We start from the raw sequence: 25286 nt of genomic DNA on the forward strand, positions 1-25286 counted from the left end.
TTGTAATATGGTGAATCTTTTCTGAATTTCAAACGTCTGTATGATAGAATAGTCATTGGGCCTAAAAAGGGAGGGAAAGTTGATGGATGATTTTGGTCAAATAGCGTTAGTTAGTATCTTGTCGCATCTGGTGTGCATCGCGATTTCCTGGTATGCCTTGCAGGCCATTCGCTTAGAAAAGCTGCTGAAACCGAACCATGTATTTCAGGCGCGATTACTATACATATTATTAGCTATTTTCATCGGTTCATCTGTTAGTAACTTTTTCCTTGATTATCTCCAATGGTCAAAACAGCTGCCATTAATAATGCAATAGGAAGCATGGGGGAAGCATGGGGACGGTTCTCGTGCTTCCTCTTGGAAGCGTGAGAACCGTCCCCATGCTTCCAAAATTGGAAAATTTTTAGGTCTAACTACATGTTTCCATTTCGCGATATTTTGAGTACAATCGAGTTTATGTGGAAAGCTAAGAATGTCAAAAGCTTATCTTTGTCAGAATGTGACGACATTTCCTAAGTATTGCTCTTTTACCGCCTGGCAACAATGGTGGTAAGGGGGAGTAGCGAAATGAAGAGACATTTTAAGAATTTTTTATATATGATTTCGATTGTCAGTTTGATCCTTGTTGTGATGGGGAACAGAACGACTGAAGCTATGAGCAGTTTTTTAAAGGCAGAAAAGCATGACTCATCGATTTTGCCAAAAGGCGCCAATGATTTAGCGAGTATTGGTTCTGTTTTACAAGCCGAAAATATTTTGCTCAATGATTGGTCTTTTTATGCACGTGAACATGTAACGGGCATGGAAAGTATGGAGGAAGTGCAGAATTATGCGAAAAAGCTTCAGAAAAAGTTTCCGGATTGGGATTGGTCTGTAACCAACACCAGCCAGAAATGGCAAGTGACAGCAATATCTCCATCATCAAAACACCACCAAGAAACGCTTCAATTGATGGCAACCCACACAAAACAACCTGTAGATGCGTATATAGTATATAGTGTTCGTGGAAGCGAGTGGAACAAGGCGACAGAGGGCTTTTTCACTACCAAAAAGTTCCGAAATAGGCTATCTGACATATTTCGGGAAAAACCTACAGTTTTCTCTTGTATGAAAGGCGTTTTCAGTGATAAGATGGATACGGCTTTGGCAAAGAAAGCTGGCAAGGTAATGTCAGGTTTTAATGCAAAAGAGATCGAAGCGTTAAAAGAGGAGAATTTCATGTCTGTTTCGGCAACATCGCCAATGTTTACAGGCTCCATAGATCACAAATTGAATAACATGAATTTACAAATTGGCTTACGCTCCGAAGGATTGGGCGCGAAGACTACCATAGTAGTTGGAACCCCTATCATTACGATTGAATATTAATATAGAGAAAATGGACGCGGAGGGGAATACTCTTGGAAAAGATCATCGTCCGCGGCGGACAAAGGTTATATGGTTCAGTTAAAGTGGAAGGCGCAAAAAATGCCGTATTACCTGTTCTCGCTGCAACATTATTAGCAAGTGATGGAAAAAGTGTGTTACGTGATGTACCTACACTCTCCGATGTATTTACAATTAATGAAGTGTTACGCAACTTAAACGCTGAAGTGGCTTTTGACAATAATACCGTTATTGTTGATGCATCTAGAGTGTTAAAAGATGAGGCGCCGTTTGAATACGTACGTAAAATGCGTGCGTCTGTCCTAGTAATGGGTTCTTTATTGGCTCGGAATGGCCGGGCTCGGGTTGCTTTACCTGGCGGCTGTGCGATTGGATCCCGTCCTATTGACCAGCACTTAAAAGGCTTTGAAGCCATGGGTGCAAAGGTGAAAGTAGGAAATGGCTTTATTGAAGCGGAGGTTGACGGCCGCTTAAAAGGTGCAAAGATTTACCTGGATTTCCCAAGTGTAGGAGCAACAGAAAACATCATGATGGCAGCGACTCTTGCTCAGGGTACGACTATTATTGAGAATGTAGCAAAAGAACCTGAGATTGTCGATTTAGCTAATTTCCTAAATAAAATGGGCGCTCGCGTGAAGGGTGCCGGCACTGGTACTTTGCGAATTGAGGGCGTTGATGTATTATTCGGCGCTGATCATAATATTATTCCTGACCGGATTGAAGCGGGTACGTTTATGGTGGCTGCAGCGATTACGGGAGGTAATGTATTGGTTCGCGGTGCTGTACCTGAGCATTTATCCTCTTTGATTGCGAAAATGGAAGAGATGGGCGTTGAAATTCAGGAGGAAGCAGATGGCGTTCGTGTCATCGGTCCTGAGCGTTTAAAGGCAGTCGATATTAAGACGATGCCGCACCCTGGTTTCCCGACTGATATGCAGTCACAGATGATGGCTTTATTGCTTCGTGCTGAAGGAACTTCCATGATTACGGAAACGGTGTTTGAGAACCGTTTTATGCATGTGGAAGAGTTCCGCCGCATGAATGCAGACATCAAGATTGAAGGCCGTTCTGTCATCTTAAATGGTCCTTCAAATCTGCAAGGTGCGGAAGTAGCTGCTACTGACCTTCGTGCAGCGGCAGCGTTGATTCTGACTGGATTGGTATCTGAAGGCGTGACACGCGTGACGGAGTTGAAACACTTAGACCGCGGTTATGTGAACTTCCACGGCAAGCTGGCTGGATTAGGCGCAGATATCGAACGTGTGAAAGAAGCAGACGAAACATTTGTTGAAGTAAAGAAATTTGTTTCTGATATGAATGCATAAAGCTTAATAAAAAAGAATGAAATTTAAGTGAAAGGATCCCTTAGTAGACAATCGTCTGATATCCGACGGCTGTGATACTAAGGGATTCTTTTATTTTGGTGACACTGTGGTGAGGTGTGCCGATGGGGTGCCTGTCACCGTTTCATGGTTATACATGATGCGTAGAGTAGTAACGGTGACAGGCACTATTTTCACTATCTATTCTTGTGAAAATTTCTGTAATAAATGCTTGTCCGCTTCCATATGTATGAAATGAGATGTATTCCGGCAGGTTGTGCTGGCTCAAGAAACTTACAAACTGGAGGCACTATCATGAACAAAATCAAACCACTCATCGTACTAGCGTCGCTCCTCATTGCCTTAACCATCATTATTCCCTCTGTTGTTGTACTGCCCTTTTCAGGTGATCAAAAGACGAGCGGAAAGCTCGGAGAAGACTTAACAAAGGCCTCAGCAAAGGGAACACCCACAACCTCAAGCGCAGATCCAGCTCTAACGGTATCGGTATTTCGTTCAGCTAAGCGGGTCATTGAAAAAGTTCCTTTAGAGGAGTATCTTGTGGGTGTCGTGGCAGCAGAAATGCCTGCAGAATTTAAAGAAGAAGCGCTCAAGGCACAGGCGCTGGCGGCTCGGACATATATTGTAAACAGACTAATCAATAAAGATACGATGGGTGTGCCAAAGGGCGCACAGGTAACGGACACGCAAATTCACCAGGTTTACATGAATGATGCGGAAATGAGACGGGACTGGGGCCAGGATTATGCTTGGAAAAAGAAAAAGGTCATCGAAGCAGTCCGGACGACAGGCGGCCAGATTTTGACTTACGAAGGGAAGCCGATTGATGCCTTATTCTTCTCCACGGGGAATGGCTATACGGAAGACTCAGAGGATTATTGGGCAGGCAGCATTCCTTATTTGCGAAGTGTATCAAGTCCATGGGATAAAAAGTCACCGAAGTTTTCTAATCAAAAGGTGTTGACGGTGAAAGAGTTTGAGTCAAAGCTCGGTGTGAAGATTGGATCGAGCTCCACGATTGGAAAAATAACGGCCCGAACTACTGGAAAAAGGGTTGGAAAAGTGAACTTTAATGGGAAAGTGCTAACGGGTAAGGATATCCGTGAAAAACTAGATTTGAAGTCATCCGATTTCTCGTGGCAGAGGAAAGGGAATAATATCGTGATTACGACAAAGGGCTTTGGCCACGGTGTCGGGATGAGCCAGTATGGAGCGAATGGAATGGCACAAGAAGGGGCCGATTATAAGGAGATTGTAAAGCATTATTATAAAGGCGTAGAGGTTACCTCCGCAGATAGTATGCTATCGACTTTGACAGCACAAAAATAGAATTTGAACCTTGAGTCAGGCAATGTGCCTGGCTTTTTGCTGTTTTAGGTGATGGTTAAGGCAATAACCGCAAACAATATTTTTAAAACAACCTCCAAAAAAAATTTTTCTAATATCATGCATAAAAACATACTCAGTGTCGAAAAATAAGTTTTTAAAATTTTTTTGGACTCGTGTATATAATTCTACTTATCTGTTCAGAATGATTGCTGAGGTGATGAAAATGAGAGAGGAAGAAAACAAACGATCTTCTCAAAGTTCCAGTGTAAAACGCTTTTTCAAAAAGCGTTGGGTATTTCCAGCCATCTATATCGCAAGTGCAGCAATCATTTTAACCGGAGTTCTATGGTATCAATCATCAAGCAGCAACACAAATAAGTATGATTACAAGGCCACTGACCTTTCCGGTAAAAAGAACGATGCTCCAGCAGTTGAAGTAAACAAAGCAATGGAAAACTTCAAAATGCCGGTAGCAAATGCCGATGATGCAGTAGTCAAAACAAAATTCTACGATTTCCAAGGCAAAGCAGCAGACCAGGAAGCCGCATTAGTATTCTACAATAATACGTATGTGCCAAACACTGGTATCGACATCACAATGAAAAACGGCAAAAGCTTTGATGTGACAGCATCACTTAGCGGAACCGTTACACGTGTTGAAGAAGATGCAACCCTAGGTAACGTCGTTGAAATCGAACATGACAAGGGCATCGTCACACAATATCAATCTGTGAAAGACATCCAAGTGAAGGTTGGCGAACAAGTAAAACAAGATCAAGTGATTGCCAAGGCTGGACAAAGCTTGTTCAATGAAAAAGCTGGAACCCATGTACATTTTGAAATCCGTAAAGACGGTGTAGCAGTAAACCCATCGAACTACTTCGAAAAGTCGTTGAACACACTGCAAGAAGACACTTTATCGGATGACAGCAAAGAATCGTCAAAAACTCCAGAAGTAAAGCAAGACCAACAAAAGATTGAAGATCCTGCTTCTGACGATTCAACAAACTCTACAGATAACAGCAACTCATAATAAAGCAACAAAGGGGAAGGGGAAAAATACTTTCCTCTTTTTTTTGTGTGCACGGGTGTGCAAGGGGACGGTTCTCATGCTTCGGAAGCATGAGAACCGTCCCCTTGTTTACAAAAAAAATCCGGCCATGTGGCCGGATATCAAAGGGGGTTTGAATAAGTGTGAATAAACATAGTATAGCGCCTATATATGAACAAATTATTAATAAACGATTAATATTTTCTAAAAAGGAACTTATTACGTTAAAATCCTTTCCTTGTACATATATGTTAAAATGGGAATAAAAGGAGGGATTTAGTTTTGAAAAAGATTCTAGGGGTCTTGCTCCTGCTCGTCATCGCAGTCCTTACAAGCTGCAGCAAGGAACCAACCCCAGAGCAGCGATTCTCCGATTACATAGCCTTATGGAACCAGCAAAAGTTTGCAAAAATGTATGATTACTTATCAACTGATGCGAAAAAGAATATGACCAAAGAGCAGTTCACGAGCCGCTATGAAAAACTCTACGATGATCTTCAGATTACAGACCTCAAGATTGACTTCAAAAAGCCAACTAAAGATCAGAAAGAGGAAGAACAAACTAAATATTCTTTTACCGCAAGTATGAATAGCATCGCAGGGCCTATTAAATTTACCCAGCAAGCTAGATTACAAGAGGAAAAAAGAGACAATAACAAAAACTGGTATGTAGACTGGAATACAGAGTTTATTTTTCCAGAATTAAAAGAAGGCGACACAATTGGCGTGAGCACGACGGCGCCTAAACGCGGCGAGATTTTGGACCGGAACGGCAACGGTCTGGCCGTGAATGGCCAGGTGTACGAGGTCGGTGTGGTGGCTGGGACGTCAGTGGACTCAGTCATTTCAGAATTAGCCCCGCTTTTAAAGATGACTCGGGAGCAAATCACCAAGCTGCTTAGTGCAAGCTGGGTGAAAGAGGGGCAGTTTGTGCCGCTGAAGAAGGTGTCAATGGATGACAAAGAGCGGATTGCCAAATTGATTGCGCTAGAGCCTGTAAAGACACGCAAGGTGGAAGCAAGGGTATACCCTTATGGACAGACTGCGGCACAGCTTCTTGGCTATGTCGGGGCGATTACGGCCGATGAGCTGGAGAAGCTGAAAGACAAGGGGTACACAAGTGGTGATGTGATCGGAAAGCGTGGTCTTGAGCAGGTGCTGGATGAGCGCTTAAGAGGGACAAGCGGCGTGAAAATCGTCATTAAAAAGAAGGCAGCCGGGGCCGAGAATGTGGTGCTTGCGGAGAAGCCGGTTGTCGATGGGCAGGATGTTAAGCTGACAATTGATGCAGAGTTACAGAAGACGGTGTTTAACGAACTGAATGGGGAAGCAGGGACAGCTGCAGCGATGAACCCAGTGACCGGGGAAACACTCGCGCTTGTCAGCAGCCCATCGTTTGATCCCAATCAGGTGACGCTCGGTTTGGCGGCGGAGGAGTGGCAGGCCTTAAGGAACAATCCGAAGCAGCCATTGTTGACAAGGTTTAAGATGGGCTATGCGCCTGGTTCGGTGATGAAACCATTGACGGCAGCGATTGGGTTGACGAATGGGACCATTGTGCCGGCTGAAGGCGTGCCGATTCTCGGCAAAAAGTGGCAGAAGGATAAGTCATGGGGCAATTATTTTGTAACGAGGGTCCATGACGGGACGGATCCAGTTAATCTAGAGAAGGCGCTTGTGTATTCCGATAATATCTATTTTGCCCAGGCAGCGTTGAAGCTTGGGAAAGATAAATTTGTGGATGGATTGAAGAAGTTTGGCTTTGAAGAGGATATGGGATATCCGTACCCGCTTGAGAAGTCGGTCACAGGCACGCTAGGGAACGAGATTGCGCTTGCTGATTCAGGCTACGGCCAGGGGCAGGTACAGATGAGTATTGTTCATTTAATGGCCGCGTATACGCCGTTTGTGAGCGGCAGCGGCAATATGCTGAAACCGATTTTGCTGGCCGATGATAAGCAGGGGCAGGTTTGGAAAGAAGCTGTGGTGTCAGCTGAGAATGCTGCCTTGATTTCGGGAGATTTGCGGAAGGTCGTAAGTGATCCTGGCGGGACGGCCCATACCGCTGAGATTTCTGGTTATCCGTTGGCAGGCAAGACGGGGACAGCGGAGATTAAGCAGAAGCAAGGGGTGACAGGCACCGAAAATGGCTGGTTTATTGCCTATAATACGAATTCGCCAAGCCTGATGGTGGCGATGATGGTGGAGAATGTCCAAGGCCGGGGCGGATCGTCGATAACGGTGAAAAAAGTGAAGAGTGTATTCGAAAAATGGAAATAAGAGAGAGAAGCACAAGTGAGAGATTTAGGTCACTTGTGCTTTTTTATTGGATGAGGTATTGATAATAATGAAGAACTATTCCTCTGGGTGATATTGATATTTTCTTAAATCAATGACTCCATTCAGTCCGATTTCCACTCCTTCACTTTCGAGGGAAAACAATTGCTCATGATAGGATTCGTCGTCTGTGAGAGCAATCTGGCCCTTGCTGTTGATCACACGGTGCCAAGGAAGCTTATATTTCCTGCTCATCGAGTGAAGGACACGCACGACCTGACGGGCGGCACGAGGGCTCCCAGAAAGAGCGGCAATTTGGCCATAGGTCATGACTTTCCCCTCGGGGATGCTGCGGATAATTTGAATCACATGTTCAGTAAATGGTGTCATAGAGTGAAATCCTTTCCGTTCGAATAATTTATGATAGGAACATTATATAATATTTTGATAACACAAGTAGAAACTGTCTGTCTTTCTAGTGTTTCGGAATCATACGGCGTTAAAAAAACTTCATTAAAATAACAATTTGCAAAAAAATTTTTCGACAAATCCCTTAAAGGGCGTTAGGCCTTTGAGACTAAAATTGGGCTCAATCCCTTGGGGGGCTTGAATTTGGGCCAAATGTCGAAAAAAAGGTCATTGTCCTATTTTCGAAAAATTCTTTAACCAGCCTTGTCCTGTTTGTGGATTTTGTGCATAAACCCGTATCCAAGCTAATAAAATGGTTACAAACCTTTACAAAGAGAGTGTTTGAGGTGAGGAGTCGTTTGAAGATGCAGGTATTTAGCCGGGGACATGATTATTCATCGTATTGACAGAAGGTAAAAACTTTCTGCCGTGTGGAACAAGTATGTGCAAAGTGTCCGCCTAACGTGGACAATGTCTTTTTGTGGTGCCTGTCACCATTAACACTACACACGGAAGCAGAATTCGTCGAAGTGATAAGCGGGTCTCATTTCACACTACTCACATCCAATTTAGGGAGGGCGAGAGTGTGCACGATTACATCAAAGAGAGAACTATCAAGATTGGAAAGTATATCGTGGAGACGAGGAAAACGGTTCGCGTCATTGCGAAGGAGTTTGGCGTATCCAAAAGTACAGTCCATAAGGATTTAACAGAAAGACTTCCTGAGATTAATCCAGAGCTGGCAAATGAGGTTAAAGAAATTTTAGATTACCATAAATCAATCCGTCACCTCAGGGGTGGAGAGGCGACAAAAATGAAATATCAGAAAGAAGAAAAAGAAGGCGAGGCCGTAAAGTAAGCTGCTTTTTGAGAGTATCTCATTTATCTAGAAACTTTTATGAAAGCCTAAAAAGGTGAAACAAGCAATCTGATATCAGATTGCTCTTTTCATGCAACCATTCAATTTTCTTTCCTGAAGCCTTCCATTCGATTAAGTTCAACAAATGTCATGATAATTACATTAAATTGTTATGGAAATGTTACCGAATATGGTACAATTGTCAATTAGGAAAAGAATGTGGATTTTTGTTTCCAAGGAGGAAAGGAAAAAGAATGTTTGCAAGGGATATTGGGATTGACTTAGGAACGGCTAACGTGTTAATTCACGTGAAAGGCCGTGGAATTGTGCTGAATGAACCTTCCGTCGTAGCGATTGATAAAAATACAAATAAAGTACTAGCAGTAGGTGAAGAAGCGCGCCGCATGGTCGGACGTACACCTGGAAATATCGTGGCCATTCGTCCGCTAAAAGACGGCGTGATCGCTGATTTTGATGTGACTGAAGCGATGCTAAAGCACTTTATTAATAAATTAAACGTTAAGGGCTTTTTATCGAAGCCACGCATCCTGATTTGCTGCCCAACGAACATCACAAGCGTCGAGCAGAAGGCAATCAGAGAAGCTGCAGAAAAAAGCGGCGGCAAAAAGATTTACTTGGAAGAAGAGCCAAAGGTAGCCGCAATCGGTGCCGGTATGGATATCTTCCAGCCTAGTGGAAACATGGTAGTAGATATCGGAGGAGGAACAACAGATGTGGCCGTACTATCGATGGGCGATATCGTTACTTCTTCCTCCATCAAAATGGCCGGCGACAAGTTCGACATGGAAATCCTCAACTACATCAAGCGCGAGTATAAGTTATTAATCGGGGAGCGTACGGCTGAAAATATTAAAATTAACATTGGTACGGTATTCCCAGGTTCCCGTTCAGAGGAAATGGAGATCCGCGGCCGTGATATGGTGAGTGGGTTACCGCGTACCATTACTGTTCGTTCAGAAGAAATTGAAGGTGCCCTTCGTGAATCGGTGGCCGTCATTGTTCAGGCTGCAAAAAGCGTCTTAGAACGCACACCACCTGAGCTTTCTGCAGATATCATCGACCGTGGTGTGATTTTAACTGGAGGCGGAGCATTGCTGCATGGCATTGATATGCTGCTTGCTGAAGAGTTAAAAGTACCTGTATTGGTGGCAGAAAATCCAATGGATTGTGTAGCAATCGGCACAGGCATCATGCTAGATAACATCGACCGCATCTCAAACCGCAAACTAGGATAACAACCCAAACAAAGTCTAATGAAGCAGGCTGGACAAGCCCCATCATTGGACTTTTTTATTTGGGGAAGCATGGGGACGGTTCTCGCGCTTCCAAAAAGAGGAAGCGCAAGAACCGTCCCCATGCTTCCAAAAAAAAGTAATGAGTATTTAGGAATAATTTTTTATAATAGAGTTAATGAACCTTAAGTAAAGCGAAATTTATCGGTTATAATATGTATTAACTCGCCGGATTCTTGGAAGGAATGGAATTTGGCTAAAGGGGAATTAATGAATGACGGGAAATAATGGACAAGCTAGTTCGAGAGAAGAATATAAAAAGGCGAAACAAGAGGCATTGCAGAATAATAAAGACGCTGCACCTGTGTCTCAAGACACCAAGCGAGTTCGGATCCGCTTGATTCCGATCTGGCTTCGTCTTGTTCTTTTGTTGGTTAGTATAGTTATCTGCGTAATAGCGGGAGCAACGGTTGGTTATGGAGCGCTTGGCGGTGGAAATGTGGGAGATGTATTTAAAGAATCGACATGGACGCATATCATCGATTTAGTTGATAAGAAATAACGGGGAAGGGAGTAATTGCCCTTCCCATTTCTATATAGTAGAATGGAATCAGTTACTAGGAGGAGGTACTAATTATGTTAGATATCGAACAAATCAAAGAAATCATTCCCCACCGCTATCCTTTTCTGCTCGTTGACCGCATTCTTGAAGTAGAAGAAGGCAAAAGAGCGATCGGAATTAAAAATGTATCTGCCAATGAAGAATTTTTCAACGGCCACTTTCCGGATTACCCAGTTATGCCCGGTGTCCTAATCGTGGAAGCACTAGCTCAGGTTGGAGCTGTGGCCATGTTGAAAAAGGAAGAGAACCGCGGCCGTTTAGCATTTTTTGCAGGAATTGACAACTGCCGTTTTAAAAAGCAAGTAAAGCCTGGCGACCAGCTTCGCCTTGAAGTGGAAATGACTCGCCTGCGCGGCCCTGTCGGTAAAGGCAAAGCCGTTGCAACCGTGGACGGAGAAATTGCGTGCGAAGCAGAAATCACCTTTGCGCTTGGAGAGAAAAAGGAATAAGTTGACAAGAACGGCTGGGGGAATCTTAGCCGTTTTTTAGGATAAAAAAAACCAAGTCAAGGGACCCTAATAACGCAAACACCATTTGCGAAAGGGGACCTTAACTTGAAGAAAAAGCTTTTTCAATTACTCATTGGGTCTATGTTATCAGGGGTACTTTTAGTCGGCTGTAACAACAACGATAATGATAAAAATGCGCCAATCACGGATAACAACATGAGGAACGATATCCAAAATCCTGCCGATAACAATCTAAGAGATGACAGAAACGATGACCTAATCGACAACAATAATATCGATGACGATGATGTAAATGACAATGATCGTTATAAAAATGATACAAACACGGACACTGACAAAGACCCTGTGAAGGACATCAATACGAAACAAGAAGAAATCATTGAAGATGACCTTGATAGAAACGACCGAGATAATATTGACCGGTAAAAAGAAGGAGGCAGGCCATAAGCCTGCCCCTTTTTCTCAACAGATAAGAAAGTATAAATTTCGACTTCGAGAATTGTCCAGCTCCAGGCGCCAACGGCTCGAGGTCACAGCCCAATCCGTCCAAAAGGTTAAAGAACAACCTTTTGGCCAGCTCGTCTTGTGCTTGTCGCCGATAGACGGGCGCCTTGCGCTTTTCTTATGAAAATCCGTTTGTAAATAATACAGCAGCAGTAATCATAAGGCCAATGATCACAATATAGAAAAGAATCGCCAGGATGGTAATAATCCAGCCTGCCACCTTACGGCCTGTTTTAATAAAATAAATCCCCAGGGCAATCGGCCCGAAAATAAATCCCAAAATGGCCCACAGCCAGCGGCTTTTATTATGCTTTGGTGCATCAATAAATAAAAAAATAGCAAATGCAAGACTGACAATTAAACTAATCGCACTTTCCAAATAAAACTCCCCCTTTGTAGTTTAAGTATCCCCAGAATTACCCAAAAAAGCAATAAGAATTTCACAAATAAAAAACCAGCCAGTGGCTGGTATCAGTGATTTTTAACTTTTATTTTCGGTTTACTTTGCATTTTTTCCTTGAATTCCTTAAGCAGTTCTGGCCCTTTCAACCCTTTTTCAATCAGGCTGTCAAGCAATAGCTCAGAATAATCACTTTTACTGCGGCGCAGATGGCCTTGGAAAAGGACGCTAATATGTTTTTCGAATTGAATCAGTGAGCAAATCTTGGTTTGAAAATAGGCAGGGGCGTTCTCCTTCTTGGTGATGACCGCTTCAATAATGATATCGCGATCTTCTTCGGAGATTTTCTTAAAATAATCAAAGAGGGACAGGTCTGTATAAGCTTCAAGCAGCCAGGTGGAGTGTTCGTCTTCTTTGTTCAGAATCAAGCCATCCACTAATGGAATATCCACTGAGTTTTCATCTTCCACGACTTCTAATGAGTACAACTTAAAAGATTTCATCGCTACCTCCTGTTTATTTTTTCCTAATTATAGCATAAGTCAAGCAAATGCAAATGTCGAAAACTTTTTGTCGAAAATTGGTTAATCTATTTTTATAGGTAAAATGGCACGGATCCATGACAAAAACAGGGGAGTTAATTAAAATATTTGACAAAAACATCCATAATACTTGTTTTATCTCCATTTTACAACAGTGGAACAAAGAAGCTATGATAAAGCCATCAAATAGTAGAGGAGTTGAGAAAATGATTAATCAAGTTACACTTGTTGGCAGGCTGACCCGGGATCCGGAGTTAAGGAAAACAACGGAGGGAACGGCCGTGACGCAAATTACGCTTGCGGTCAATCGCAATTTTCGCAATCATAATGGAGAAATAGAGGCAGATTTTGTCCAGTGTACACTTTGGCGGAAGGCGGCAGAAAACACCTGCCAGTATTGTCGAAAAGGAGCGGTCGTAGGTATTACCGGCAGACTGCAGTCCCGCAATTACGACGGCAAAGATGGGAAAAAGGTCTATGTGACAGAGGTAGTCGCAGAATCGATTCGTTTCCTAAGTGCAAGGCCGCACGATGTGGTACCAGAGGGAAAAAAGGAGGAAACCGCGATTGGGATATCATGAGGACGATCAGGCCAAATTAGAGCAGCTGCTAGAAAGTTTAATTAAAATGGTCGGAAAGGCTAATAAAAATGTGGATAACCTGCAGATACGCGTACGCCAGCTAGAATGCCTGATTCGGGAGCAGCAGCTTGTCATAAAGGAAAAAGACCTCTTAGAAAACTACCCCAGACATCACCACCATTCACTAGAAAAATTCCCATTACATTTTTGAGCAGACCCAATTTAAATTGCCCGCAGGGGCTCGCAAATGACAGCGAGTTTTATTTTAAAAACATTCCTTTCATATAAAGAATCAATCCTATCCCCGATAACCCCCCTTTATTCCGGCATCTAGCAAGGTGCCGTTTTTTTATAAATATATTCTGAATATTTCTGTATAAAAATCAGCCGGCAGGGCAAACTAGTAGAAAAACCCCCCTGTTTTTTTAAAAAGAAGCCGCTGATCTCGTGTCAGCGGCTTCTTCGTGTGATATAACGTTCAAAAATTTGACACTTTTCGAAAAGGGAATGACAGGTGTGATGGATATTATTGTCGAATAACAATAATTGGTGTAAAGAATTGTCATTAATGGAGGTTTTGTGTTTGGAGAATAAAAACAGCTTAATGTTTATTGGAGATATTGTTAGCAGCAAAGAAATACGAATCACTAGAAAACCAAGTATTTACGATGCTTTCCTATTATCAAACGAACCACTCGCTGCTTTTCCAACACCTACGAATGAATCTTACCAATCAATTCCGCTGGAGGAGCAAGCAAACATTTCAATCCAAATGAAAAATTACCATATCGTCCTCTCCTATCAGCAAAACTCCCTGCAAATAGCAGAAACCGATCAAATTCTTACCGAAGAAGAAGTCTTAGAGATATTTAATAACTTTATTGTAAGAATAGAAGATAGGGTGACCTATTTGGAGACCTCTTCTTACCGGAAAATGCGGCCGCGGAAAAAGAAAAATAGACGATTCCTTACCGCAGAGAAAAACCTAGACAATCTATCCGGACAGCCCAAAAGTTGACACTGTTATGCCACAGAATAGACACTTTCTTAAGAAATAAGACAAATTGTGATACACTTTTATTCTTTTTGTAACATGACTGTTACATTGTTCTGGTATAAATGATAGTAATAAGGAGGGAGAAGGGTATGCAAACGACAAGAAAGCGTATAATTCTCAGTTTACTTACAGCTATGTTTTGTGTATCAGGTTCAATGGTTACATACGCACAAACAAATACAGAAGCACTACATAACGCCCAAGCCCAGTTAGAGCAGAAGCAGCAAATCGTAGAGCAAAAAGTACAAGAACAACAAACGGTTAATAATGAAATTGAAAATATTCAAACTGAATTAACATCCATTTCCGATGAGATTGCCAAAAACAAAGACGCAATGGCAAGATTACAGGAAAAAATCGATGCTACGAATCAGTTAATCGAAGAGAAAAAACAAGAGATCGTTGTAATAGAAGATAAAATGCTTGCCCGGCAAGATGTGATGAAAAAGCGGGCAGTAGCCATGCAGCAAAACAGCAACGCGAACTTAATCATTAATCTATTCTTTGAATCTGATAGTATTACAGATTTTATCCAGCGTGCGAGTGCTGCTTCAGAATTAATTGATGCAGACAAAGATATTTTAACAGCTCAACAAGAGGATCTTGCACAGATCGAAAAGGATAAAGCAGAAATTGATCGTCAAGAGAAAGTATTAGAAGAGGATCAGAAAGCGCTTGCAGGACAGCAGGCGGAGCTTGATCAAAATATGCAAAAGAGGCAGCAAACGTTAACCGTTATGCAGCAAAAATATGCGCAAATCTCGCAGCAGGTGTCAGTAGCCCAGCAGGAAAAAGCGGGAATCGAGTCACAAATGAAGAACCTCCAAGCAGCTATTCAAAGGGAACAGGCAGAGGCAAAAGCTCGTGCAGCCCAAGCGGCAGCAGCAGCGAAAGCGAGTGCAGATACGGCTAGACCGGTTGCAGCTCCAGTAAGCAATAACGCAGCTTCAAATAACTCAGCCACCAAAGGTACTGCAGAAGGGAAAGAAATCTATGTGACGGCAACTGCGTATACTGTCGATTGTAAGGGCTGCTCCGGACGTACAGCTACGGGTCTTAATGTTGCTGCGAATCCAAATATGAAAGTAATCGCGGTAGACCCAAGAATCATTCCTCTTGGAAGCAAAGTATGGGTAGAAGGCTATGGAGTAGCGGTTGCCGGCGATACAGGCGGTGCCATTAAGGGTCACAGAATTGATATTTTAATGCCAACAAAAGCAAAAGCTTTAGCTTTTGGAAGAAGAACCGTTAAAGTAGTCATCCTGAATTAGTTGTAGAATCAAAATTGTAAAAACTAGATTACTAGCTGAAAATAAACTGAATGATTTATTAACGATAAAAGAGACCTGACAAATAAAATGTTGGGTCTCTTTTTTCTGTTTGACCGAAGGCAAGGTTGAAATAATATCCATTTTTTGAAATAATATTTATACACTATTCTGAATTTTGTTTATTTCAAGGGCAAAAATAGGGGGGATAAAATGAAAAAAGATTTAAAAGTAGCTGGAGTGGTCCTTATACTATTAATTATTGGTATTTTTGCCAGCTATAAAATAATGAACAATGCGGCTGAATACGAAAAAAACAAAGCTTCGGAAGTGACGGCGGAACCATCGGAAACGTCAAAACCCTCAGAAAGTAAAAAAACGACTACACCTGCGAAACAAAAACAAACTTCACAGCAAGATCAAACCGCAAAAATCGGCGGGGTTCAGTATGATATAGGAATTGATGAGGAATCCAAAGAGTCTCTCGTTGTGGAAGTGATGCACAAGATGACTCATCAAAAAGTAAAAGCAAGTGAAAAGTGGGGAGCCATTCCTTTAACCGAGGACACTATAAATCAAGTATATACCATCGTTTCAAAAAGTAGTTTTGTCCACAAAATACAGTTACTAGAAATCCTTGATAAGTGGAAAAAAGGCGACTTTGACCAGATTGACCATGATCATAACTATTTCTGGGAATTGGAAGACGGAACCATCGGAAAAGCGTATGGTGTATTGAGTAAAGAGGAAGAAGAAAAGTTTATTAAGAATAATTTTGAATAAGACCGAAAATCGTTAAACCCTAACCTTCCGTTAGGGTTTTTTTATTGTAAAGGCTCTGTTAAACGACATTGTTGTTTTTATGCTCTGTTGATTGTAGCGGAAGGCGTTCGACTCCTGCGGGAGTACGGGGCAGGGGAGACCCCACAGGCGCAAAGCGCCGAGGAGGCTCCCCGGCACGCCCGCGGAAAGCGAGCGCCTGGAGCGGAAATCAACAACCAAATTTAACAGAGCTATTGTAAAAAAAGTGCTTGCCATATATCTGTTCTATAGGTTACCATTACAGTGGTAACCAAATAGACGAATCCATGAAAGGGAGGTTAGAGTAGTTGAATGTTAGAGTTTATATTTTAGCTATTGTTTCTTTTGTAGTAGGCATGGCGGAATTAATTGTTGGCGGAATCTTAGACATTGTTTCAAGTGGGCTGGGGATTTCCATTAGTAAGGCTGGTGAACTAATTAGCATTTATTCGCTTGTCTTTGCGATTTCTTCACCTGTTCTGTTAACTTTAACCGCTAAGGTGGAACGGAAACGATTAGCACTTATTACATTAAGTTTATTTTTTACGGGGAATCTTGTAGCCTTTTTAAGTCCGAATTTTCTGGTTCTTTTCTTATCGAGGATCATCTCTGCAGCATGTGGATCCTTATTAGTGGTCCTATGTGTAACCATTGGATCAAGTATGGTGAAGGATGAATTCCGGGCGCGGGCCATTGGAGTGATCTTCATGGGAATCAGCGGCTCCTTAGTTTTAGGGGTACCGGCTGGACTTATCGTAGGAAATCACTTCGGCTGGCGGTCGCCATTCCTTTTCATCGCCATTCTTACACTGATATCGATGATGGGGGTTTATTTCTTTTTGGATAAAATTGAACCCAAACCAGTCATTTCCCTTGGCAAGCAATTAAAGACCTTAAAAAATACAAAAATTTTGTTTGCACAATTAACTTCGATCTTGTTTTTAACAGGTCATTTAACCCTATATGCCTACCTGACACCCTTTTTAAAATCTACCTTGCATTTAGATCCGACATGGGTGAGTATTTTTTATTTGATCTTTGGTATTTCTGCCGTCTTTGGCGGAGGACTGGGCGGTTTTATGGCGGACAAGTGGGGTTCAAAGAAAAGTATATTGACTATTGTGGTGATCTTTTGCCTTGTGATGTTTATCCTGCCAAAAGTGACGTTTTCCATTACTTTGTTTGTCATTGTCATGATGGTGTGGAGTATGTTAAGCTGGGCGATTACACCTGCACAGCAAAACTATTTAATTGAGACCTCGCCTGAGACATCTGATATTCAACAAAGTTTAAATAATTCCGCCTTACATGTTGGAATTGCCTTAGGGTCTGTTATTGGCGGTATGGTCATCAATCAATATTCAGTTCTATATAATGCCTCAATTGGCGGGATTTTTGTCTTCATCGCACTAATGTGCGCCATTTTTTCCATAACACGGGGAAATGTGCGGAATCGGGCGGCTCAACAAATTTAACTATAGGAGGTGAACATGGTTACGGAATCTCTGTAATCATGATCAAATGAGTGTTCATATTAATGCAAAACAAGGGGAAATTGCTGAAGATATTCTATTGCCTGGAGATCCTTTGAGAGCAAAGTACATTGCTGAGACCTTCTTAGAAGATGTTATTTGCTACAATGAGGTCCGAGGGATGCTGGGATTTACCGGAACTTATAAAGGGAAGAAAGTATCCGTTCAGGGAACGGGCATGGGGATTCCCTCCATTTCCATTTATGTTAATGAATTAATCCGCGATTATGGTGTAAAGAACTTAATTCGGGTGGGTTCCTGCGGTGCCATCCAAAAGGATATCCATGTGCGTGATGTGATTCTTGCGATGACTTCATCTACGGATTCAAATATCAACCGCCTCACCTTCCCAGGGATTGATTACGCACCATGTGCAAATTTCCATTTGTTAAACAAAGCTTTCGAAAAGGGGATTCAAATGGGAATGGACATGAAGGCCGGTAATGTATTATCAGCGGACATGTTTTACCGTGACAGTATGGAAATCGTCAAGAAGTTAGGAGACTACGGGGTATTGGCTGTTGAAATGGAAACCACCGCTTTGTATACCTTAGCGGCTAAGTATGGAGTTTCGGCACTATCCATTCTAACAGTCAGCGATCATATTTTCACGGGAGAAGATACCACAGCTGAAGAGCGGCAAACAACCTTTAATGATATGGTGGTTATTGCTCTTGACACCCTTACAAAATAAAAGGCAGGGGGGCTAGCCCTCTGCGCTCTTAATACCGAAGCCTCAATAGGAGATGTTTGAATTCTTCATCTTTCATTAACTGGTCTTCATATTTTTTGGTGACCTTTGTTAAAACAACATCATGGTAGAAAAACTCGACAAAAAACTTTACAAATGGTTTTGATTTTGTAATCATGGCCTGCCATGCATCGTTTTCCACACCGGCAAACAAAATCGTCTCCTCATCAATAATGATGAGGCGGTTTTTCTCTAATCTTCGGTGTTCTTCATTAGGTGACAGGACATGCAGGGAGGATAAGGCTGACTCTTGAACCTCACCTACAACGAGTGCCTCTACTTTCACACCGGATTGTTCTTTTTCGATTAAAACAGGCAAAAACTCTTGGAAGTCCTCCTTCCACACCGAAACTTGAATCGAATGACTGGCTTCTTGGAGAAGCTGTTTACATTGGAGCTGGATCGAAGAATCGACCTTCAAACTCCACACCCGGTCATCAGACAGGTTGCTTTGATAGGTATTATTTTTTAACTGATTTATATTTTCTTGAAATTCTTTTGTTAATTTTTCGATCACAAGATGTAAAGGCAGGGCAGTGTAGAGCTTTTTCTTTTCGGAAACAGAGTCTAAGACGAGTCCTTTTTCAATCATTCGAGTCAGCACTTCATAGATCTTGGCTTTTGGAACGCCGGAATATTTTACAATGAGCGTGGCATCCAACGGCTCATTGGTGGACGCGAGAACTTCATATACTTTGCTTTCATATTGAGAAAATCCAAACTTTTTAAGCATCCATCAGACCTCTTTTGAAAAATTTGAAAAACTAAATTAATCATAGGGGATAAAGCAGGCATTGTAAAATGTTTTTGCGCAATTAGCATAGGCGAAACAAATAAGTAAACATTATAAGTGATTTTTACCTTTACAAAAATAGTTACTACTGATATAGTAATCCAGTGTTTTTTTATCAATAGGTTAAAAATTGAAGCTTACGAATAATTGTAAGCGACTTCAGTTAGTGAAGACAGTATGTGGAGGAACATAATTATGAAGTACATCATTGCTATTATCGGATTATTAGTTGTTTTTGGACTAGCAATTCTTGCAAGTAATAATCGGAAACAAATCAAATGGAAACCGATTATCCTTATGATCGTTATTCAAGTCATCTTAGCCGCTTTGTTATTAAATACAACCTTTGGGTTAGTCATTATCACAGGGTTTGCTGAGGTGTTTACTAAATTATTAGACTACGCGGCAAGCGGAATATCGTTTGTGTTTGGCGGGCTTGCAAATAAGGGAGAATCACCGTTCTTCTTATCGGTTCTGCTTCCTATTGTATTTATATCAGTTTTAATTGGGATATTTCAGTATGTGAAAATCCTTCCGTTGATTATGCAAGGAATTGGATTATTGCTAAGCAAAATAAACGGTATGGGGAAATTGGAATCATACAATGCCGTGGCTTCGGCCATTGTTGGACAATCTGAAGTGTTTATTACGGTTAAGAAACAGCTTGGTCTGCTCCCGGCGAATCGTTTATATACGTTGTGTGCTTCCGCCATGTCGACCGTCTCTATGTCCATTGTCGGAGCCTACATGACCATGATTGAACCAAAATATGTCGTCACTGCCCTTGTCATTAATTTATTCGGCGGATTTATCGTATCCTCTATTATTAATCCCTATTTGGTGAAACCAAGTGAGGATATTTTGGTGATACAAGAGGTGGAAAAACAAAGCTTTTTCGAAATGCTAGGGGAATATATTTTGGATGGGTTTAAAGTAGCCGTCATTGTGGGTGCCATGTTAATCGGTTTTGTGGCATTGATGGCTGGAATTAATAACGTCTTCGATTTAATTTTCGGGATATCCTTTCAGGAAATCTTAGGATATGTTTTTTCACCGCTTGCCTTTATCATGGGTATTCCTTTTTCAGAAATAGTACGGGCTGGAGGAATTATGGCAACAAAGCTGGTAACAAATGAGTTTGTAGCCATGATGGATTTATCAAAAATGGAATCCAGCTTTAGTCCGCGTACATTAGGAATCATCTCGGTTTTTCTTGTCTCGTTTGCGAATTTCTCTTCGATTGGAATTATTGCAGGAGCCGTAAAGAGCTTAAACGAAAAGCAAGGAAATACGGTTGCACGTTTTGGTTTAAAGCTATTATACGGAGCCACCTTAGTAAGTGTTTTATCAGCGGTGATTGTAAGTATTGTTTTGTAACGGATTGGGGTTAGATAAAAATACGCCGCGGTTTGCGAACCGCGGCGTATTTTTGTATTTCATTACCCAACTGCATGAAGCAGAAAATTCGTAAAGAACAACAGGGAAATGATGACACTTGAAAAAGTAATCTGTCTGGATTTATTTGAAAAAACTTTTACAAGCGGATAAGCGATAAATCCGAAAGCAATTCCATCAACAATGCTATAGGTTAATGGAATCATAATGATGACCAGAAAGGCCGGAAATGCTTCAGTAAAATCAGTGAAATCGATATTTACCACGTTTTTCATCATCAGTCCCCCGATAATAATGAGAATAGGGGTGATGGCGGCATCTGGTACTAGTTTGATAAACGGCATGAAAAAAAGAGATAGCAGAAGGAGTGAACCTGTTATAACAGAGGTTAACCCGGTTCTCCCGCCTGTCGTAATCCCTGCTGCTGTTTCAACCGTTGAAACAGCAGGACTTGTGCCTAAAAGTCCGCAGACTATGGTAGAAATAGAGATGGCCTTCAAAGATTTCCCGCTCTTTTCAGGTGCCCCGAGCATCCCGTTCACCTGGGAATGGACCAGCCCGATATTTTCAAAGACGAGCACTAACACCAATGAGAAGACAGCCGACCAAAATGGAAGGAAAGACCACTTTCCAAAATGGCTGCTTAGGAAAACATCCTTATAGCTCTCAAAGGAGATGAAGCTAGTGTCCATCCCATTAAAGTGGACCAGACCAAACCAATAGGAAACCAACGTCCCTAAGATGATCGTGATTAAAAAATTCCCCGGTACCTTCTTTAAGAAGAGAAATAAGGCAATGATCAGATTGATAATGGAGGCCAACACCACAGGTGACGATAACTCACCAAGGGAAACAAAGTTATTTGAATTCCCGACAATAATGCCGCTTTTTTGCAGGCCGATAAAGGCAATAAATAGACCAATTCCAACTGAAATCGATTCTTTCAATGAATCTGGAATCGCCTTAGTCAGGATGCTGTGTAATTTGGTAAAGGCAACCAACACAAAAAGGATGCCAGAAAGAACAACAGCCCCTAAAGCCTCCTTATAATCAAGCCCCATCGAACCTACAATCGTAAACGTAAATAAGGCATTAATCCCCATTCCTGGAACAATTATTAATGGGGTATTGGCGATAAAGGCAACCAACAAGCATCCGATAAACGAAGAAAGGACAGTTGCAATAATTCCAGCTTCTAAAGGAATTCCCGCATCTTCCAAAATCTTTGCGTTCACGGCCAGGATATAGACAATCGAAAAAAACGACGTTAACCCTGCTATAACCTCCTTTCTAATAGTTGTTTCATGCTGCTTAAGCTTAAAAACTCCCTTCATAATTATTATCACACTTTCGCGATTTCCCTCTCCCACCCGCATTAAGTTCATAAAATTAACTCATGCCGGAGCATATTATAACACAAACAGATGATAAATGGTGCCTGTCACCATTTACCATCTGTAAGTAGGTTTAATTGAGGTTTAATCGCCGCTATCTTTAGAAGGTGTGATATTTGTGCCTTTGTTGATGATTTTGGATAGGATTTTGCCGTGATCGCCGATATTGATATTGCTGCCAACGATAATGGAATTGGCTGTATGGCTATTTTGAAGGGTGGGTCCAATATTAATGTTGGCATTATTAGAGAGGCTGTCCACACTAAAATTAGTGATATGGATGAATTTCATTTTTTATCACCGTCCTAATGTATCTTATGGTCCCTTAGGAACAATGATTGTCCAAATACCCATCGAGATTGGGAGAGACTTGTCCGCTGTTAAAAGATCTAACTTCCCGCCAACGCCAAAATGAAATTATGTATGTAGAGACCTGCTGCCAGCAGGTCTATTTATAGTAATGAAGTGAGACCCCCATCCCGTGGCGTCAGAAAGGATTAAAACATGACTGCCCAGGTTTTTGGGCCAACAATCCCATCCGCTGCCAGACCATAGCTTCTTTGATAAGCTTTGACGGCAGCCTCCGTTTTAGGGCCGAAAATCCCATCGGGAGCTACCCCAACTCTTTTTTGGATCAATTTAATATTCGCTGCATCCTTGGAGCCCCGTTTAATCAGGTGGCCAGGATAAGGACGATCGGCAGCGTTTACCACTGCTTCAAGCTTGGCTTTCGTCTTAGGTCCGACAATACCGTCCACAGCAAGTCCATGGCGTGATTGAAAGGATCTTACGGCAGCCTCCGTTTCTTTTCCGAAATCACCGTCGACTCCGTATTTCGGCAGCTTTTCACCAGCTTTTAGAAGATACTGCTGCAGTTTTTTAACATCTGGGCCTGTATCGCCTAGCTGTAACAAATTCGGGCCGGATGTGGATGTTGGTTTTGATTTAGAGGATGTTGATAATGGGACAGCAGAGGGCTGTTCTGTATGAGCGGCAGCAACAAGGGTAGGGTGAATGTTGCCATAATTGATAGCCTGACTAACAAACTTGTCTCTGTCTATCGAGGTCCCCGGGCAAGTCTTACTAGCATGCTCGCGATGGAACATGATTTGCGCCCCGCAGGAAGTAACAAGAAAATGTTGCAGCTTTAACATGGAATTAAGCTGTGCGCCTTCTAACACATCATGGCCGATGTCAAAGTTTCCTAACATCTCGGTCATAAAGGCGCCTTCGTTGTAGCCGACGATCCCGGCTGGTGTTTCATTAAACGGCCTTCCGGTGACAAATAACCCATCAGGCATAAGCGTGACATGTTGTCCGATATCATCCCAACCGCGCGTGTTCACATGGTAATTTCTCATTGCTTGTTGTAATTGGAGATGGTTCTTGCCATTGAAATCATTATGACTGGGTTCCCAAGTGTGATGAACTTGAGTATATCTGTACTTGCGGCCTTTTAACCTTTGAATAACTTGGTCAACAGTAAGAATCTCAAATGCCATTCGTTTTCCACTCCTTTTATAAACATATTTTAAGCTATGCGAATCTCAAGGGTTGGTGCATGATTACCTTTTCTAAGGCTATTTTCGCATAAATTGTTGTTTTTCGTAACAGTTCATCGACCCGTTTAACTTTATGCATCGTGGCATCTTTTCGTAAGAACATTTGCGAAAATTGCCCTGAATCTTAGTAAATGGTCCTTTACAAGGTCCAAAAGCAACAATGTTTACGAAAAGAGCCTTTTCTAATTATATACAAAAAAAAGATCCAGCCGGTTAGGAGCTGGATAAAAAAATATATAATTAAAAGGGGGTCATTTATGAAAAAGAGGTAAATCAATTTCATGTTCCTATCATACCCCCTATAGATGAACAAACTATGAACAAATCTTTAAATATAAAAAATTTCAAACAAAACCCACCATATAGTAAATAAATAATTACTAATTTTTAATTATTGGTTAAACATTGTTAAATTTAGTATATAATTATTTACTATATAGGAGGAAGTGCCAATGCAGCAAATAAGTAAAGAATATCTCGAGTTAATCCCTAACTTGTTTAAAAGTTTCCAGCGCATAAATCAAAAAGCAAGCAACTTAACACACTTACAAAATCAAATCCTGGAATACTTATTCATGTACCAACATCCCTTGACAATCAAACAAATAAGTGAGGGTCTGAATGTCCCCAAACAGCAAATGACAGACTTGGTAAAGCGCCTCATGGAGCAGGGATATATTACAAAAAGCCAAAATAAAGAGGATAAAAGGTCATTTGTTATTGAGTTAACAGAGAATGGAACAGCCTCACAACAAGAAAAATGGGCAATAATCTATCAGAACTTCGTTGCTGATTTAGCCAAATTAGATACAGAAGAGCAGCTTGATCTGCAATACGCACTGCATAAAGTGAATATCTTGCTGAGACAAATGGAGGAACGATAAATGTCTATCAATTTACAATCCGTCCAAGCCACCATGCTCATCCCGCTTTGGGGACGCGCCACCGCGAGCGAGAAAAATCCGGACATCTTGTACGACAAGGAAGCCATCGAGATCATTGCGGGCTGTGGAATGGATTTTACCGAGATAGCCAAGACCTTCGGGGAATACGGCGGAATCAGCTACATCGTCCGGGCACGAAAAATCGATGACACGATCCGGGCGTTTATCAAAAAACATCCTCATGCCACCATTGTCAACATCGGAGCTGGGCTGGATACGACTTTTTCGAGGGTAGATAACGGGACAATCAACTGGTACAACCTGGATTTACCCGATGCCATCGACTTCCGTAAAACCTTGATTGCTGACTCACCGCGGAATACCAGCATCGCCAAATCATTTTTCGACGTTTCTTGGTTTGGCGATGTCGTTTTTCAGGAAGCGGATGGCATCCTGTTTATCTCGGCCGGAGTCTTTTACTATTTTCAGGAAAGCCAGCTTAAGGAAATGGTTCAGGAAATGGCCCAGCGCTTTCCAGGTGGAGAGCTGTTCTTTGATGCAGAATCCAAGTTCGCGGTAAACATCTCCAATCGGACCGTTGAAAAAACAGGGAATAGGGGAGCCAAAATGTATTTCTATATCAACAACCCGAAAGTCCTAGAAGACTGGTCGGAAAAACTCAAGGTAATCTCGTGGGAGCCGTATTTCAAAGGGATCCCGGTAAGTAAGAAGTGGGAAAGCGGAACACGGCTGATGGTCCGGCTGGTCGATTTAATTAAGATGCTGAAGTTTGTTCATGTGCAATTTTTGAAAAAATAACCCTA

The 25286-nt window shown here is 41.9% G+C and carries 28 protein-coding genes; 21 read left to right on the forward strand and 7 right to left on the reverse strand.

Annotation, left to right across the window (positions count from 1 at the left end; all coding sequences use genetic code 11):
* The first annotated feature begins 79 nt into the window (after positions 1 to 79).
* From CVD27_RS04730 to CVD27_RS04755, 6 genes are all read left to right on the forward strand, one after another.
* A complete protein-coding gene (locus tag CVD27_RS04730) occupies positions 80 to 316 on the forward strand; it encodes a DUF1146 family protein (protein WP_101646732.1) in 237 nt (78 codons plus the stop codon).
* A 251-nt stretch (positions 317 to 567) separates the two neighbouring features.
* On the forward strand, positions 568 to 1368 hold the full coding sequence (locus CVD27_RS04735; RefSeq protein ID WP_101646733.1) for a YwmB family TATA-box binding protein: 801 nt from the start codon (positions 568 to 570) through the stop codon (positions 1366 to 1368).
* Positions 1369 to 1400: 32 nt separating this feature from the next.
* Positions 1401 to 2711, forward strand: coding sequence for a UDP-N-acetylglucosamine 1-carboxyvinyltransferase (gene murA / locus CVD27_RS04740; RefSeq protein WP_101646734.1), 1311 nt, complete (start codon positions 1401 to 1403; stop codon positions 2709 to 2711).
* A 312-nt stretch (positions 2712 to 3023) separates the two neighbouring features.
* Positions 3024 to 4058 carry a stage II sporulation protein D gene (gene spoIID, locus CVD27_RS04745; RefSeq protein ID WP_101646735.1) on the forward strand — a complete coding sequence of 345 codons (1035 nt, stop codon included), beginning with the start codon at positions 3024 to 3026 and terminating at the stop codon, positions 4056 to 4058.
* A gap of 223 nt (positions 4059 to 4281) precedes the next feature.
* Positions 4282 to 5091, forward strand: coding sequence for a M23 family metallopeptidase (locus tag CVD27_RS04750; RefSeq protein WP_101646736.1), 810 nt, complete (start codon positions 4282 to 4284; stop codon positions 5089 to 5091).
* A 300-nt stretch (positions 5092 to 5391) separates the two neighbouring features.
* On the forward strand, positions 5392 to 7389 hold the full coding sequence (locus CVD27_RS04755) for a penicillin-binding transpeptidase domain-containing protein (RefSeq protein ID WP_101646737.1): 1998 nt from the start codon (positions 5392 to 5394) through the stop codon (positions 7387 to 7389).
* A gap of 75 nt (positions 7390 to 7464) precedes the next feature.
* Here the strand turns inward: CVD27_RS04755 and CVD27_RS04760 are convergent, their stop codons facing one another.
* On the reverse strand, positions 7465 to 7776 hold the full coding sequence (locus tag CVD27_RS04760; RefSeq protein WP_101646738.1) for an MGMT family protein: 312 nt from the start codon (positions 7774 to 7776) through the stop codon (positions 7465 to 7467).
* Positions 7777 to 8380: 604 nt separating this feature from the next.
* Between CVD27_RS04760 and spoIIID the strand changes: the two genes are divergently transcribed.
* The 5 genes from spoIIID (at position 8381) to CVD27_RS04785 (ending at position 11424) form a co-directional block, all read left to right on the forward strand.
* Positions 8381 to 8653: a sporulation transcriptional regulator SpoIIID gene (gene spoIIID, locus CVD27_RS04765; RefSeq protein ID WP_007086083.1), complete on the forward strand. Its 273-nt coding sequence runs from the start codon at positions 8381 to 8383 to the stop codon at positions 8651 to 8653.
* Between the two features lie 254 nt (positions 8654 to 8907).
* Positions 8908 to 9909, forward strand: coding sequence for a rod shape-determining protein (locus CVD27_RS04770; protein WP_101646739.1), 1002 nt, complete (start codon positions 8908 to 8910; stop codon positions 9907 to 9909).
* A 271-nt stretch (positions 9910 to 10180) separates the two neighbouring features.
* Positions 10181 to 10468, forward strand: coding sequence for a DNA-directed RNA polymerase subunit beta (locus CVD27_RS04775; RefSeq protein WP_101646740.1), 288 nt, complete (start codon positions 10181 to 10183; stop codon positions 10466 to 10468).
* A gap of 74 nt (positions 10469 to 10542) precedes the next feature.
* Positions 10543 to 10977 (forward strand): 3-hydroxyacyl-ACP dehydratase FabZ, encoded by a 435-nt coding sequence (fabZ, locus tag CVD27_RS04780; protein WP_101646741.1) that lies wholly within the window; start codon positions 10543 to 10545, stop codon positions 10975 to 10977.
* A 105-nt stretch (positions 10978 to 11082) separates the two neighbouring features.
* Positions 11083 to 11424, forward strand: coding sequence for a hypothetical protein (locus CVD27_RS04785; protein WP_101646742.1), 342 nt, complete (start codon positions 11083 to 11085; stop codon positions 11422 to 11424).
* A gap of 196 nt (positions 11425 to 11620) precedes the next feature.
* Here the strand turns inward: CVD27_RS04785 and CVD27_RS04790 are convergent, their stop codons facing one another.
* Together CVD27_RS04790 and CVD27_RS04795 are read right to left on the reverse strand one after the other, a co-directional pair.
* Positions 11621 to 11881, reverse strand: coding sequence for a hypothetical protein (locus tag CVD27_RS04790; protein WP_101646743.1), 261 nt, complete (start codon positions 11879 to 11881; stop codon positions 11621 to 11623).
* A gap of 92 nt (positions 11882 to 11973) precedes the next feature.
* Complete coding sequence (locus CVD27_RS04795) at positions 11974 to 12405, reverse strand: YwpF family protein (RefSeq protein WP_101646744.1); 432 nt, start codon at positions 12403 to 12405, stop codon at positions 11974 to 11976.
* Positions 12406 to 12650: 245 nt separating this feature from the next.
* Between CVD27_RS04795 and ssb the strand changes: the two genes are divergently transcribed.
* From ssb to deoD, 7 genes are all read left to right on the forward strand, one after another.
* A complete protein-coding gene (ssb, locus tag CVD27_RS04800) occupies positions 12651 to 13025 on the forward strand; it encodes a single-stranded DNA-binding protein (protein WP_101646745.1) in 375 nt (124 codons plus the stop codon).
* Positions 13012 to 13236 (forward strand): hypothetical protein, encoded by a 225-nt coding sequence (locus CVD27_RS04805; RefSeq protein WP_101646746.1) that lies wholly within the window; start codon positions 13012 to 13014, stop codon positions 13234 to 13236. Before ssb ends, CVD27_RS04805 begins: the two co-directional genes overlap by 14 nt.
* Before the next feature lie 372 nt (positions 13237 to 13608).
* Complete coding sequence (locus tag CVD27_RS04810; protein WP_101646747.1) at positions 13609 to 14043, forward strand: hypothetical protein; 435 nt, start codon at positions 13609 to 13611, stop codon at positions 14041 to 14043.
* A gap of 128 nt (positions 14044 to 14171) precedes the next feature.
* The gene (locus tag CVD27_RS04815; protein ID WP_101646748.1) at positions 14172 to 15353 is read left to right on the forward strand and encodes a 3D domain-containing protein; all 1182 of its coding nucleotides are present in this window, start codon (positions 14172 to 14174) and stop codon (positions 15351 to 15353) included.
* 210 nt (positions 15354 to 15563) lie between these two features.
* A complete protein-coding gene (locus CVD27_RS04820; protein ID WP_101646749.1) occupies positions 15564 to 16133 on the forward strand; it encodes a DUF6241 domain-containing protein in 570 nt (189 codons plus the stop codon).
* Positions 16134 to 16459: 326 nt separating this feature from the next.
* Entirely contained in the window at positions 16460 to 17626 is a 1167-nt protein-coding gene (locus tag CVD27_RS04825; protein WP_101646750.1) for an MFS transporter, read from the forward strand.
* 46 nt (positions 17627 to 17672) lie between these two features.
* Complete coding sequence (deoD, locus tag CVD27_RS04830; protein WP_101646751.1) at positions 17673 to 18377, forward strand: purine-nucleoside phosphorylase; 705 nt, start codon at positions 17673 to 17675, stop codon at positions 18375 to 18377.
* Positions 18378 to 18405: 28 nt separating this feature from the next.
* Here the strand turns inward: deoD and CVD27_RS04835 are convergent, their stop codons facing one another.
* On the reverse strand, positions 18406 to 19167 hold the full coding sequence (locus CVD27_RS04835) for a TrmB family transcriptional regulator (RefSeq protein ID WP_101646752.1): 762 nt from the start codon (positions 19165 to 19167) through the stop codon (positions 18406 to 18408).
* A gap of 255 nt (positions 19168 to 19422) precedes the next feature.
* Between CVD27_RS04835 and CVD27_RS04840 the strand changes: the two genes are divergently transcribed.
* Positions 19423 to 20604: a NupC/NupG family nucleoside CNT transporter gene (locus CVD27_RS04840; protein ID WP_101646753.1), complete on the forward strand. Its 1182-nt coding sequence runs from the start codon at positions 19423 to 19425 to the stop codon at positions 20602 to 20604.
* Positions 20605 to 20666: 62 nt separating this feature from the next.
* Here CVD27_RS04840 and CVD27_RS04845 read toward each other — a convergent pair whose 3' ends face one another.
* The 3 genes from CVD27_RS04845 to CVD27_RS04850 form a co-directional block, all read right to left on the reverse strand.
* A complete protein-coding gene (locus CVD27_RS04845; RefSeq protein WP_101646778.1) occupies positions 20667 to 21956 on the reverse strand; it encodes an NCS2 family permease in 1290 nt (429 codons plus the stop codon).
* Between the two features lie 144 nt (positions 21957 to 22100).
* Entirely contained in the window at positions 22101 to 22307 is a 207-nt protein-coding gene (locus CVD27_RS27730; protein WP_142384076.1) for a spore germination protein, read from the reverse strand.
* Positions 22308 to 22513: 206 nt separating this feature from the next.
* Positions 22514 to 23518 carry a peptidoglycan recognition protein family protein gene (locus CVD27_RS04850; RefSeq protein ID WP_101646754.1) on the reverse strand — a complete coding sequence of 335 codons (1005 nt, stop codon included), beginning with the start codon at positions 23516 to 23518 and terminating at the stop codon, positions 22514 to 22516.
* A gap of 512 nt (positions 23519 to 24030) precedes the next feature.
* On the opposite strand from CVD27_RS04850, the gene CVD27_RS04855 reads away from it, so the two are divergent.
* Both CVD27_RS04855 and CVD27_RS04860 read left to right on the forward strand, forming a co-directional pair.
* Positions 24031 to 24462: a MarR family winged helix-turn-helix transcriptional regulator gene (locus CVD27_RS04855; RefSeq protein WP_101646755.1), complete on the forward strand. Its 432-nt coding sequence runs from the start codon at positions 24031 to 24033 to the stop codon at positions 24460 to 24462.
* Complete coding sequence (locus tag CVD27_RS04860) at positions 24463 to 25281, forward strand: class I SAM-dependent methyltransferase (RefSeq protein ID WP_101646756.1); 819 nt, start codon at positions 24463 to 24465, stop codon at positions 25279 to 25281.
* Positions 25282 to 25286 lie beyond the last annotated feature (5 nt).

The sequence above is a fragment of the Neobacillus cucumis genome (assembly GCF_002860255.1).
Lineage (GTDB): Bacteria > Bacillota > Bacilli > Bacillales > Cytobacillaceae > Neobacillus > Neobacillus cucumis_A.